At 62.1% G+C, this 12,563-nt stretch carries 10 protein-coding genes and 1 pseudogene; 4 read left to right on the top strand and 7 right to left on the bottom strand.

Annotated elements, in window-relative coordinates; all coding sequences use genetic code 11:
• Positions 1-70 precede the first annotated feature (70 nt).
• Positions 71-1,399, bottom strand: a pseudogene (locus tag AC0IYS_RS05305) (IS4 family transposase).
• A gap of 90 nt (positions 1,400-1,489) precedes the next feature.
• Positions 1,490-3,031: a methyl-accepting chemotaxis protein gene (locus tag AC0IYS_RS05300; RefSeq protein ID WP_471704190.1), complete on the bottom strand. Its 1,542-nt coding sequence runs from the start codon at positions 3,029-3,031 to the stop codon at positions 1,490-1,492.
• Positions 3,032-3,298: 267 nt separating this feature from the next.
• On the opposite strand from AC0IYS_RS05300, the gene AC0IYS_RS05295 reads away from it, so the two are divergent.
• Positions 3,299-3,628 (top strand): DHCW motif cupin fold protein, encoded by a 330-nt coding sequence (locus tag AC0IYS_RS05295; protein WP_471704189.1) that lies wholly within the window; start codon positions 3,299-3,301, stop codon positions 3,626-3,628.
• Between the two features lie 234 nt (positions 3,629-3,862).
• On the opposite strand, the gene AC0IYS_RS05290 is transcribed toward AC0IYS_RS05295, so the two are convergent.
• From AC0IYS_RS05290 to AC0IYS_RS05270, 5 genes are all read right to left on the bottom strand, one after another.
• Positions 3,863-4,150, bottom strand: coding sequence for a helix-turn-helix domain-containing protein (locus tag AC0IYS_RS05290; protein WP_471704188.1), 288 nt, complete (start codon positions 4,148-4,150; stop codon positions 3,863-3,865).
• 137 nt (positions 4,151-4,287) lie between these two features.
• Entirely contained in the window at positions 4,288-6,981 is a 2,694-nt protein-coding gene (locus tag AC0IYS_RS05285) for a DNA topoisomerase III (protein WP_471704187.1), read from the bottom strand.
• 271 nt (positions 6,982-7,252) lie between these two features.
• Positions 7,253-7,717: a Smg family protein gene (locus AC0IYS_RS05280; protein ID WP_363503369.1), complete on the bottom strand. Its 465-nt coding sequence runs from the start codon at positions 7,715-7,717 to the stop codon at positions 7,253-7,255.
• A gap of 78 nt (positions 7,718-7,795) precedes the next feature.
• Positions 7,796-8,926 (bottom strand): DNA-processing protein DprA, encoded by a 1,131-nt coding sequence (gene dprA, locus AC0IYS_RS05275; protein ID WP_471704186.1) that lies wholly within the window; start codon positions 8,924-8,926, stop codon positions 7,796-7,798.
• 8 nt (positions 8,927-8,934) lie between these two features.
• Positions 8,935-10,032 carry a LysM peptidoglycan-binding domain-containing protein gene (locus tag AC0IYS_RS05270; RefSeq protein ID WP_471704185.1) on the bottom strand — a complete coding sequence of 366 codons (1,098 nt, stop codon included), beginning with the start codon at positions 10,030-10,032 and terminating at the stop codon, positions 8,935-8,937.
• 244 nt (positions 10,033-10,276) lie between these two features.
• Here AC0IYS_RS05270 and def point away from each other — a divergent pair, with 244 nt between their 5' ends.
• The 3 genes from def (at position 10,277) to AC0IYS_RS05255 (ending at position 12,508) form a co-directional block, all read left to right on the top strand.
• Positions 10,277-10,819, top strand: a complete 543-nt coding sequence (gene def, locus AC0IYS_RS05265) for a peptide deformylase (RefSeq protein WP_471704184.1) — start codon at positions 10,277-10,279, stop codon at positions 10,817-10,819.
• A gap of 2 nt (positions 10,820-10,821) precedes the next feature.
• Positions 10,822-11,778, top strand: coding sequence for a methionyl-tRNA formyltransferase (gene fmt / locus AC0IYS_RS05260; RefSeq protein WP_471704183.1), 957 nt, complete (start codon positions 10,822-10,824; stop codon positions 11,776-11,778).
• A 94-nt stretch (positions 11,779-11,872) separates the two neighbouring features.
• Entirely contained in the window at positions 11,873-12,508 is a 636-nt protein-coding gene (locus AC0IYS_RS05255) for an NAD(P)H-dependent oxidoreductase (protein ID WP_471704182.1), read from the top strand.
• The last annotated feature ends 55 nt before the right edge of the window (positions 12,509-12,563 follow it).

Raw genomic sequence — 12,563 nt, 5'->3', positions numbered from 1 at the left:
GTTGTGCCGTTGACGCCCCATACGGTCGAGCACGTGTAGCATTGGTGGACCTGACCCTAATGCCGCTAAGTTAAGTTTTCTTAGTTAGTCGTTTCTCTGGATATCGCTGCGCCACCGCTTTAACGACCCGGTCGAATTTCCGGCCGGGTCGTTGTGCCTTCAGGTCGAGTACCAGCCTATCGCGCAGGCGTTTGAGTCTGGCCGGAATGGTTCCCGGCGAGGTTGCTCGCCCGATCGTCATCAGTTCGTTCTGAATGGTGGTCAGGGCGAGGAGGAAACTGATCGAGGTGGGCGCGCATTTGGCCTCCAATGCCGCCTTGGCCATTTCAATGCGAATCAAGTTGTAGGCAATCATCGCACCCCAGATCTCTTGCTCGGTGCCTTCGACGCTCATGCTGCGTAAGGTCAGCGCCGATCCCAGCATGGACTGTTTCAATTCCCTGTAGCTGGTCTCGATGCGCCAGCGACGCTGATAACAGGCAGCCAAGTCAGCACGTTTGATCATTTTGCGATCTGTCAGTGAAGTGAGCAGGTGGCGCGGTTTGCCGCCCTCGCCGTCGTCCACCTTCACCGCTCGTGCGCGCCATGTTTTGGGCAACGTGGGGTCGGCCTTTCTGGCCTGCGCCGAGATCGCCATTTCCACCAATGCGTCTTCGTCGGTGCCTTCCACGATGGTCCATTTGGTATTGGTTTTCGCTGGAATAAGGAAGTGGCGGTTGTTGCCGTCCGTGGTTAAATTGGACAACAACTGCGCCGAGAAGAAGCCACGATCGAACACCGTGAGCGAGTCGTCGGGCACGCTGGCGAGCAGGTCATGGGCGTGCGTCATCTAGCTGACGCTGTAGCGGCCAAAGCGGGCATCTCGGATGAGCTGGGTATCGGCCATCATCAAGGTGACGGCCCGCGTTTGCGGATAGCTGGCCACCTTGTCGTTGGGATAATTCTGCGCGCCAAAATGCTCACGGTTGGCCGCGCTGTCGGCCAGGCGCAGCGTCGTGCCATCCATGGCCAGCAGATGCAATCCCTTGAATAAATAATGCGCTTGGTCGTGGCCTATCCACTGCTGGGCCGATTTCTCGAATAGCCATTTGAGTGGCTCGGCCCCAACGCGCTGGCGCGCCTGCGTCGTGGCGCTGGAGGTGATGCAGCGATCAGCCAGTTCCGGCAGCGCCAAGTCGAGGCTGTCGACGATGTCCTTGACCGATAAATGCCGGTACAAAGCCAACAAAATGACGAGCCAAACGACCTGCTGCGCTGGCAGACGCCGTGACCGGATGCTGGCCTTGTCAGTGGCGGCCAGCGCCCCTTCAATCCATTCGTAAGGTAAATGAGCGCCTAGCCGTCTCCAGTCGGGCGGGCTTGGAAGGTCTATAGCGAGGGAAATGGCATCTGATAGCATGGTGCCGGCAAGTTAACACTTTCGGCCGTCGTTTACAAGAAAAATGCCGCTAAGAGCTTAACTTAGCGGCATTAGGACCTGACCCTGGAGTTATGCGGCAACTTTGAAGATGCTGACGATGGCGCGCAGGTCGTCGGCCTGGTCGTTCAGTGAGGCGGCCGCCGCCGCCGCTTCCTCCACCAGTGCGGCGTTCTGTTGCGTGACCTGATCCATCTGGATCACCGCCTGGTTGACCTGCTCAATGCCGGCGCTCTGCTCGTGGCTGGCCGAGCTGATCTCGCCCATGATGTCGGTGACGCGCTGGATGCTGTCGACCACGTCGCTCATCGTCATGCCCGCTTGCGTGACCAGCGTGCTGCCGGCGTCGACCTTCTGCAGCGAGTCGTCGATCAAGGTTTTGATTTCCTTGGCGGCCGTGGCGCTGCGCTGCGCCAGGCTGCGCACCTCGCTGGCGACCACCGCGAAGCCACGGCCCTGCTCGCCGGCGCGCGCCGCTTCCACCGCAGCGTTCAAGGCCAGGATGTTGGTCTGGAAGGCGATGCCGTCGATGACGCTGATGATGTCGACGATCTTGCGCGCCGAGCCGCTGATCGCTTCCATCGTGTCGACCACGTCGGCCACCTCGGTGCCGCCGCGCCGCGCCACTTCCGACGCCTTGACCGCCAGCTGGTTGGCTTGGCGGGCGTTGTCCGAGTTCTGCTTGACGGTCGAGGTCAACTCTTCCATCGAGGCGGCCGTCTCTTCCAGGCTGGAGGCCTGTTCCTCGGTGCGGGCCGACAAGTCCATATTGCCGGCGGCGATCTCGCTCGACGCCGTCGAAATGCTCTCCGTGCCATGGCGTACGTCGTTGACGATGCCGATCAAGCCGTCGTTCATCGAACGCAGCGCTTGCAGCAGGCGTCCGGTCTCATCGGTGGTGCCGACTACGATGGTCGACGTCAAATCCTTGTTGGCCACGGCCACGGCGATATCGACCGCCTGGTTCAAGGGCACGGTGATGCCGCGCGTCAAACGCCAGGCGCAGACGACGCCCAGCGCCAGCACCACCAGACCGAACATGATCATGAAACGGCGGCTGTTCTGATAAATCGTCTCGATCGCGGCGGCGTTGGCGTCGATGCTTTTGCGCTGCATGTCCAGCAGGCCGCTCAGCGAGGCCAGGTAGGCCTTGCCGTCCGGCGTGAAACGCTGGTCGAGCACCTCGGCGGCCTGCTCAATCTGCCCTTCCTTTTTCAGCTTGACGATCGTGTCGCGCGACGCCAGGTAGCGCTTGCGGTTGGCCATCATCTGCTCGAACAGGGCTTTTTCCTGTTCGGTTTCCAGCAGCGGCTCGACCTTCTTCTGCAAGCCGTTGACTTCGGCGGTGGAGGCGACCGTTTCTTCGGCAAAGAACGGGCCGAGCGACGGATCGGAGCTCTTCGAAATTGCCGACGTCCGCCGCACGCTGGTGTGGATCAGCCGGTACCAGTCGCTGATCATGCGTTCCTTGGCCAGAGGCTGCTGCATCATGTCACGGGTGGCCTCGGCCACGTCTTGCATATGCGTGATGCCGATCACTGTCATCAAAGTCATCATGGCGAGAACCAAGCCGAAGCCTGCGGCAAGACGCGTGCCGATTTTCAAATTTTTCATGGTCAAAATCCCGGTCAGGGCAAATATCTGGAAGTTAGAGCGGTGCGAAGTTTGAGAACCGCAAATCGGGCAGAAGGAGTGAATTGCCCCAAAGAATCAATAGTTTAGCACGGCAACTAATTTAGTGCTGTAATAAAGAAATGTGATAACAGGTCGCTAAATATGTCAAAAAATTAATTTCGATAGGCAATGCCGTTGCCTCCGGGCTTGACGCACTACGGGGCGGCGAACTGCTATGATCGGTGGATGACCACATCACGGAGACATATGCACATCTCGGACATCAGCTTCGGCACCACCGACTGGCAGCGGATCGAAGCGACGCCGCATCCCGGCGAAACGGGCACCGCTCATTGGCGCACGCAACAGTTCGGCGCGATCCGCGTCCGCATGGTGGAATACAGCCCCGGCTATCTGGCGGACCACTGGTGCGTCAAAGGCCACATCCTGCTGTGCCTCGAAGGCGAGCTGCACACCGAACTGGAAGACGGCCGGACCTTTAAGCTCACCGCCGGCATGAGCTATCAAGTTGCCGACAACGCCGAACCGCATCGCTCATCGACCCAATCCGGCGCCAAGCTGTTTATCGTGGATTGAGCCGTTCTCCAAATCCAGGGGCATATCCTAGAGATTTTCGTAGGGCGGATTAGGCGGAACGCCGTAATCCGCCATGAGCCGCCGACGGAGCTTGGCGGATTACGCTACGCTAATCCGCCCTACGTGATAGATGAGCGCTTAAGTTAGCGGCATTAGCGGCATCAGGGTCCACCATTGCTACACAAGCCCAGCATTACTTAAGCGCGCGTGATGGTCACTCCGTGCCCTTCCTCGTCATCGAAAACTTGCGCGGGATAAGAGGCTTGACGCCGGTCGCTTTGAGCTTTTCCAGAATTGCACGACGTCGTCGGAAACGTCTACCTTGAGGTCGATTCCCAACTCATCCAATACCTGCAACACACGACCCAATTGCACAGTTTCCTTGCCGCGCTCGACCTCGCGAACAAACACCGGGCCCACCCGAGCGCTACCGGCGACGTCGTCGATCCTTACCTTTTGATGCTTGCGCGTCGCCCGCATCAACAATCCAAGTTCGGCGGGTGATTTAATATTGATGAGCATATGCCCTCCAATCGATGCAGTTACATCGATTATGTATAGCGATTAAACCCAAGTCAAAATAAACGATGCAACTGCATCGATAAAAAAGGACCGCGAAGTTGCCTTCGACGGTCCTTTTTACGCCTGCCAGCCGAAACTTACTCGGCAGTCGCGGCGGCCTTCTTCGGCGCGGCCTTTTTAGCCGGCGCTTTCTTGGCAGCTGCTTTCTTGGCTGGCGCAGCCTTGGCGGCAGCCGCCTTCTTGGCCGGCGCTTTCTTGGCCGGTGCGGCCTCGGCTGCCGCGCCGTCGAGGCCCTCGTCCGCTACGGCTGCCGCTTTGTCAGCCGCACCCTTGCCCTTGGCGGGCGCCTTGGCCTTGCGCTCTTCGAACTCGAAGCTGATCTTGTTGTCCTTGCCCTTGACCAGGAAGGCCTTGAACGGACGACGCGTGCGCTGGGAAACAAAGCCCGGCAGCAGATCGGTCTTGCCTTCGTTGATCAGCTTGGCCATCTGCTCAGGCAAAATCTCCTGCTGCAAGATGATGCGGCCGCTGCGGAAGTCGCACGTCTTCGGCTTGGCGACGCTGTTTTCGCAAACATACGCCAGGCCCATTTCGTACACGCCGCCGGCGCACTTCGGACAAGGCCCCAGCGGGGTCTGGCCGGTGAAGTCGACCGCTTCCGCGTCTTCCGAATCGTCGTTCTGGCCGAAGTCGAACTCCAGCTTGAAGTTTTTGATCTCCTCGTCGCGCACGATGCGCAGGATGGCCGCGAACGGACGTCCCATCTTCGAGCGGAAACCTTGCAGTGGACCGATGGTGCGTTCCTTGAGCAACTGTTCCACTTCCTCGATCTCGAACTGGCGGCTGCCCGGCGTTTTGCTCATCGAGAAATCGCACTTGGTGCAAGCGAAACGGCGATAGTTCTCTTTGACGACGCTGGCGCAGTTCGGGCACGGCGTCGTCAACGTCGCGTAATCGCCCGGAATCGTGTCGTTGTTGTATTCCTTGGCGCGCTTGACGATGATTTGCGTCATCTGGGCGATTTCGCGCATGAATTCCTCGCGCGAGATCTTGCCCTTTTCCATCTGCGACAACTTGTATTCCCACTCGCCGGTCAGTTCCGGCGCGGTCAGTTCGTTGACGCCCAGGCCGCGCAGCAGCGTCATCAGCTGCGACGCTTTGGCGGTCGGCATCAGTTCGCGGCCTTCGCGCAGCAGATAGCGCTCGGTCAGCAAGCCTTCGATGGTGGCGGCGCGCGTCGCTGGCGTGCCCAGGCCCTTGCCGGCCATGGCGTCGCGCAGCTCGTCGTCCTCGACCAGCTTGCCGGCGCCTTCCATGGCCGACAGCAACGTCGCCTCGGTGTAGCGCGCGGGCGGCTTGGTGACCAGGCCGTTGGCGTTGACCTTGTCGGTCAGCACTTTCTCGCCTTTGGCGACCGGCACCAGATTACCGTTGGCGTTGCCTTCCTTGTCGTCGTCGGTCGACGCTTCCTTGCCGTAGATCGCCAGCCAGCCCGGATTGGTCATGACCTTGCCTTCAGTTTTGAACTGATGGCCGGACACTTCCGTATAGCGGGTGGTGACCTGGAACTCGGCAGGCGGGAAGAACACGGCCATGAAGCGGCGCGTGACCAGGTCGTACAGCTTCTGTTCCGGCTCGGACAGGTTCTTCGGCGCGATCGTGGTCGGAATGATCGCGAAGTGATCCGAGATCTTGGTGTTGTCGAAGATGCGCTTGTTCGGCTTGACCCACTTCTTGTCGATGATCTGCTTGGCGAACTGGTGGTAGTTCGGGTTTTCCTTGACCGTCTCCAGCGCCTGCAGCACGGTCGGCATGTAGTCTTCCGGCAGGTGGCGCGAATCGGTACGCGGGTAGGTCAGCACTTTGTGCTTTTCGTACAGCGCCTGCGCCAGGCCCAAGGTGTTCTTCGCCGAGAAACCGAAGCGAGAGTTGGCCTCGCGCTGCAGGCTGGTCAGGTCGAACAGCGCCGGAGCCATCGACGTGGTCGGCTTGGCTTCCTCGGTGACGATGCCCTGCTTGCCGCGGCACGCCATGGCGATCGAGTCGGCGGCGGCCTTGCTCCACAGGCGCTCGGCGCGCTTTTCCGGATCGGTCTCGTCTTTTTTGAACTTAGTGTCGAGCCAGCGGCCTTCGTACACGCCGGCGGCGCACACGAACTCGGCGCGCACTTCCCAGAAGTCGCGGGCGACGAATTTCTTGATCTTTTCTTCGCGCTCGACCACGATCGACAGGGTCGGCGTCTGCACGCGGCCCACGGTGGTCAGGTAGAAGCCGCCCTCTTTCGAGTTGAACGCGGTCATCGCGCGGGTGCCGTTGATGCCGATCAGCCAGTCCGCTTCCGAGCGGCAGCGCGCGGCGTCGGCCAGCGGCAGCATTTCCTCGTCGGTGCGCAAATGGGTGAAGCCTTCGCGGATCGCGCCGGGCGTCATCGATTGCAGCCACAGGCGCTTGACAGGCTGCTTGGCCTTGGCGTTCTGGGCGATCAGACGGAAGATCAGCTCCCCTTCGCGGCCCGCGTCACATGCGTTGATGAGGGTGGTGACGTCTTTACGCTTGATCAGCTTGTTCAGTACCTTGAGGCGCGCCTCGGTCTTGGCGATCGGATTGAGCGCGAAGTACGGCGGGATCATCGGCAGGTGGGCGAAGCTCCATTTGCCGCGTTTGACGTCGTGCTCTTCGGGCACGGCGATTTCCAGCAGGTGGCCGACGGCGGAGGACAGCACGTACTCGTCGGATTCAAAGTACTCATCGTGCTTGGTGAAGCCGCCAAGCGTCTTCGCGATGTCGTTCGCGACAGAAGGCTTCTCGGCGATGATGAGGGTTTTCGTCATATTTCGTATCTCGTTTTTTAACACTTGGGGTGGGGTCAGCATGCGCATCATACATGGATCGCGCCGCAGTCTGCACTTTTGCGCCGCCGATGGCAAGGCCGGTGTGTGACAGTCTTGTCAAAGCGCAAATGATAAGCGGGTTGTCGGCAGGACTGCAAGCAAACCGCGAAATGGCGCAACGTCGACTATCGCCAACGTAGCACGAAGACATGGCTAATGTGTTGCTTTTTGGAACTGGGAACGGTCACCGGCGGCGCGCCGGCTGTTCTTATTAGTGCAGCAGGCGCGGCGCCTGGTCTTCGTCCGAGCCGAACAGGTCGTCGAACATCAGCGCGTCCGGCTCTTTGCCTTGGCTCCAGAGCAACATCAGCACGATGACCTTGAGTTTGCCCAAGGTGACCGGCGCCTCTTCGAGCGCCAGCGCCCGCTCGACAACGATTTCACGTTGCAGCGGAGACAAGACCTTGGCCGATTCGAGGAACTGGATGAAGCCGATCGCGGCGGTGCCGAGCACGTCCTGCTCTTCCTCGACGTAGAAGCGGGTACCGGTCGAGGCGGCCGTCAACGACTGCTCGACGCCGGCCATGGCGGTCAGGTCGTTGAGCCAGACCAATGCCTCGGAAATCTCGACATCGTCAAAACCAACAGCCGACAGCTTCTTGGCCAACGCAGCCGGTTCTGGGCAAGCATCGGGACGGTAATAAGTCTCGTAGAGATAAACAAGGATGTCGAACATGGCTCTACTCTATCAGTTAAAACAGATCGGACACAAGTACCGCACAGCTTGCCTATCGGTTTGCCATCCGTCAGCCGCTTACGAGCGCAACCGTTGAAACATTCCCCCCGGCAAGCGCTCCAGCAAACCGGCCAACTCCAGCGCCAGCAACTGCCCCTGCAGTTCGGCGGCGGACTGGCCCAGCATCACCGCCAGGGCGTCCGCGCGGGCCGGGTGCTCGCCGATCGCCTCGAGCACGCGGTCGACAAAGCTGTCGTCGATCGCCGGCCGGGCGCCGGCCATGCCGTCGGTCGCCATTTGCATATCCTCCAGCACGTCGGCGGCGGTCTCGACCAGCTTGGCGCCCTCGCGTATCAAGCGGTGGCAACCTTTGGCCAGCGCCGCGTGGACCGAACCCGGCATGGCATACACATCGCGCCCTTGGGAAATCGCCAGCCGCGCCGTGATCAGCGAGCCCGACTTGGCGGCCGCCTCCACCACCAGCACCCCGCACACCAGCCCGCTAATCACGCGATTACGGCGCGGAAAGTTGTCGCGCAGCGGCGGTGTGCCCAGCGGGTACTCGCTGACGATACACCCCTCGTGGGCGATGCGGCGCGCGAGGTGGCCGTTGCTGGCGGGATAGATGCGGTCGGCGCCGGTGCCGATCACCGCCAGGGTGCCGCCAGCGCCGCACAGGCCGCCCGCGTGCGCGGCCGCGTCGATGCCCAGCGCCAGCCCGGAGACGATGGTCAATCCCGCGTCCGACAGCGCGTGCGCCATGCGCTCGGCATTGAGCATGCCCTGGACGCTGGCGTTGCGCGAGCCGACCACCGCCAGCGACCGGCGCGCCAGCAGCTCGGCGCGGCCTTTTACGTACAGCATCAGCGGGGCGGCGGCGATCTCGCGCAGCCGAACGGGATAATCGGGATGGTCGAACGTCAGGAACAGGTTGCCCGGCTGCTCGCGCCAGGCCAGCACCGCGTCGGCCTGGGCGATCAGGGCATCGGCGTCGGCCGGCGATGGCGGCCGCAGCAGAGCGTCGGCCTGGTTGGGTTTGACCAGCGCCAGCAGTTGCTGGCGGCTGGCGTCGAAGATGGCTTGCGGCGAGCCCAGCTTGTCGAGCAGCCGGTGCGCGCTCAGCAGGCCGACGCCTTCGGTGCGCTCCAGGCGCAGCCAGGCGATCAGCGCGGGCGCCGTGGGATGGGTGGGGGTTTCCGTGGCTTGCACGGCGGGGGTTACTCCGGCGACTTGGCGACGTCGCCCACTTCCACCGGCGCCGTCACCTGCATGATCAAGCCGTACGAAATATGCTTGAACACGCGGAAGATAAACAGGCTGCCCACTCGCTCGTCCGGCAGCCTGACCTGCTGTTCGCGCATCCCCAGCCAGCTTTTCGGCGCGGTGGAATCGCTCACAGTTCTTCCCGCATGGTACAGCTGCAGCACGGCGCCGACATCGAGTCCGTCAAGCTTTCCGCGATTAATACTGACCACCTGGTTCTGGCCGGCGTGCGTGACGCCGCCGTAGATGGCCATCACGCGCGACGCCACCCGTTGCTCGGGCGGATGCGGCACGTAGTTCTGCATCGGCATCGGCGGAATGGCGCGCAACTGGTCGCCCTTGCCCATTTCCTCCTTGGCGCTGGCGACGACGAAGGTGTGCACATCGCTGCCGGACTGCGCCGCCGCCTGCAATTTGAGCGTGCCCAGATAGAAGGCTTCGTGGCCGATCACCTCTTGGGTGACCGGGTCCCGCAGCGGATTGCCCGGCCGGAACACCTGGAACGAGGTATTGCCGTTGAGCTCGCCACGGACGTAGGCCTTGTCGTCCTTGCCGATGAACACATGGTCGTCCTGCGTGGCGACGATACGCGGCGCGCCTTTGAGTTCGTCGTTTTCGATGATCAGCGGCTGGCTCAGGAACGGCTCGATGACGCCGGCCGGTATCGACGGCACCGCGTCCTTGCCCAGCCCCTCCACGCGCACACCGGGCGAGCGGCGCTCGGTGGCCGGATTGTTGCCGCCGTTGGCGTCGATCCTGTTGCCAAGGCGCAAGCGGCCGGCAGCGCGGTCGAACCAGATGATCTGTCCCGGATAGATCCAATGCGGATTGGCGATTTCGTCCCGGTTCATGCCCCAGACGGTGGGCCAGCACCACGGCTGTTGCAGAAATTTCCCCGAGATATCCCACAAGGTATCGCCCCGGACCACCGTGTGCTGGTCGAGCGCGTCGGCCCGGAACTCGCATGTGAGCGCGGCCGCCGGCGCCGCCGCCACGGCGCAAAATAGCGCCGTCCATACTAAGCGGGTGCCGACTGTGCTAAAATTTTTCATTAGGAGGTCCGGTAGATGCGCCAGAAACCAGCGCCGGCACACAACAGCCAGCAGTGTCCTTATCAAAGGATAAGGTTGCTAATTTGAATCAAATTCTGCCCATAAAACCCTGAACTAGCAAGCGAAACCGCGCTACGGCAAGCAGCGCGGCTGTTGCATTTTTGGTGGAAAAATCGCCGCGGCAACCGCCTTCCAGGACCGCGCGTTATCAAGGCAATCACATAGTTATCAACACAGTACAGACATGGCCATTTTAAATATTCTGCGTTACCCCGATCCGCGCCTGCACAAGGTCGCCAAGCCAGTCACCGTCTTCGACGAGCGCCTGGAACAACTGGTCGCCGACATGGCCGAGACCATGTACGACGCGCCCGGCATCGGCCTGGCCGCCTCGCAAGTCGACGTGCACGAGCAACTGCTGGTCATCGACATCACCGAGACCAAGGACGCATTGGTCGCCTACATCAACCCGGAAATCATCTGGGCCAGCGACGAGAAGCTGGTCTACGACGAAGGCTGCCTGTCGGTCCCCGGCGTCTACGACGGCGTCGAACGCCACGCGAAGGTCAAGGTGCGCGCGCTCGACGTCAAGGGCCAGCCGTTCGAAGTGGAAGCCGACGGCCTGCTGGCCGTCTGCATCCAGCACGAGATGGACCACCTGCTGGGCAAAGTCTTCGTCGAGTACCTGTCGCCGCTCAAGCGCAACCGCATCAAGACCAAGATGATCAAGGAAGAACGCGGCCTCGAGCGCGAAGCGCAACTGCGCGCGCAGGGCCGCCGGTACTAATCATGAAGGTAATCTTCGCCGGCACGCCGGAGTTCGCCGCCGTGGCACTGCAAGCCCTGCACGAGGCCGGCTTCGAAATCCCGCTGGTGCTGACCCAGCCCGACCGCCCCGCCGGTCGCGGCATGCATCTGCAACCGTCGGCCGTCAAGCAATACGCGGTGGCGCACGGCATCGAGGTGCTGCAGCCGCTGTCGCTGCGCACCGACAGCAAGGACCCGCAGCGCGCCGAAGAGGCGCTGGCCGCCCATGCGCGCCTGCTGTCGACGCCGTACGACGTCATGGTGGTGGCCGCTTACGGCCTGATCCTGCCGCGCAGCACGCTCGACATCAAGCCCTGCCTCAACATCCACGGTTCGCTGCTGCCGCGCTGGCGCGGCGCGGCGCCGATCCACCGCGCCATCGAGGCCGGCGACGACGAAACCGGCATCACCATCATGGAGATGGAGGAAGGCCTGGACACGGGCCCGATGCTGCTGATCGAGCGCGTCGCCATCGGCGAGCGCGACACCACCGGCATGGTGCACGACAAGCTGGCCGCGCTCGGCGGCAAGATGATCGTCGACGCGCTGCGCAAGATGGAGCACAACCAGCTCGAAGCGGTTACACAGCCCGAGGAAGGCGTCACCTACGCCGCCAAGATCAGCAAGGAAGAGGCGGCGCTGGACTTCAACATGTCCGCCGTCGAGATCGGCCGCAAGATCCGCGCCTTCAATCCCTTCCCCGGCGCGCACGCCACGGTCAACGGCGTCAACGTCAAGCTGTGGGGCGCCGAAGTGGTCGAAGCCGACAGCAAAAACCCGGCCGGACAGGTGCTGGCGGCCGACGCGCAGCACGGCATCGTGGTCGCCTGCGGCACCGGCGCGCTGCGCCTGACGGAGCTGCAAAAACCGGGCGGCAAGCGCCTGCCGGCCGCCGAGTTCATCAAAGGTTTCCCGCTGGAGAACCTTACTTTCGAGTAGGTTCCGGGCGGTTTCAAGCAAGCTCCCGGATTGCACGTTATCATGGTTCCCCGCTTCCAGCCTCGCCTGGAAGCACTTTTGACAGGAGCCTTACATGACCGATCTGATCGACAAGCTGCACTGGCGCTACGCCACCAAAAACTACAATCCCGCCAAAAAAGTGGATGCCGAGAAGCTCGACCGCATCCTCGAAGCGGTGCGCCTGGCCCCGACCTCCAGCGGCCTGCAGCCGTTTGAAGTGTTCGTCGTTGAAAACCCTGAACTGCGCGCAAAGATCCGCGAAGTCTCGTGGGGCCAGCCGCAGGTGACCCAAGCGTCGCACCTGCTGGTGTTCGCGGCCTGGGACGACATCACCGAAGCGCGCATCGACATAATGTTCGACCTGACCAACGAGCAGCGCGGCACCGTCAACGAAGGCTGGGAAGCCTACCGCGCCAAGTTGAAAGGCATCGTCGCCGCGCGCGGCCAGCAGGGCAATTACGAATCCGCCGCCCGCCAGGCCTACATTGCGCTGGGCGTGGCGCTGGTCGCGGCCGCGATTGAGGGCGTCGACAGCACGCCGATGGAAGGCTTCGATCCGGCCGCCGTCGACAATATCTTGTCGCTCAAGGAGCGCAACCTGCGCAGCGTCGTGATCCTGCCGCTCGGCCACCGCGAGCCGGAAGGCGACTGGCTGGAAGGCCTGAAAAAGGTCCGCCGCCCGCGCGAGAAGCTGGTAACGGTCCTGTAACGCCGGGACACCTTGAAAATCCCCGTACCCCACGGAATTCGAAAAATCTCGGCGA

It is taken from the genome of Duganella sp. AC237 (assembly GCF_979254035.1).
Note: the sequence above shows the minus strand (reverse complement) of the source record. Positions and strands in the feature narration are given on the sequence as shown.

Excerpts from the sequence above, each read along its gene's own strand:
- AC0IYS_RS05300 (WP_471704190.1), bottom strand. The coding sequence starts at position 3,031 with ATGAAAAATTTGAAAATCGGCACGCGTCTTGCCGCAGGCTTCGGCTTG.
- AC0IYS_RS05295 (WP_471704189.1), top strand. The coding sequence starts at position 3,299 with ATGCACATCTCGGACATCAGCTTCGGCACCACCGACTGGCAGCGGATC.
- AC0IYS_RS05290 (WP_471704188.1), bottom strand. The coding sequence starts at position 4,150 with ATGCTCATCAATATTAAATCACCCGCCGAACTTGGATTGTTGATGCGG.
- AC0IYS_RS05285 (WP_471704187.1), bottom strand. The coding sequence starts at position 6,981 with ATGACGAAAACCCTCATCATCGCCGAGAAGCCTTCTGTCGCGAACGAC.
- AC0IYS_RS05280 (WP_363503369.1), bottom strand. The coding sequence starts at position 7,717 with ATGTTCGACATCCTTGTTTATCTCTACGAGACTTATTACCGTCCCGAT.
- AC0IYS_RS05270 (WP_471704185.1), bottom strand. The coding sequence starts at position 10,032 with ATGAAAAATTTTAGCACAGTCGGCACCCGCTTAGTATGGACGGCGCTA.
- def (WP_471704184.1), top strand. The coding sequence starts at position 10,277 with ATGGCCATTTTAAATATTCTGCGTTACCCCGATCCGCGCCTGCACAAG.
- fmt (WP_471704183.1), top strand. The coding sequence starts at position 10,822 with ATGAAGGTAATCTTCGCCGGCACGCCGGAGTTCGCCGCCGTGGCACTG.
- AC0IYS_RS05255 (WP_471704182.1), top strand. The coding sequence starts at position 11,873 with ATGACCGATCTGATCGACAAGCTGCACTGGCGCTACGCCACCAAAAAC.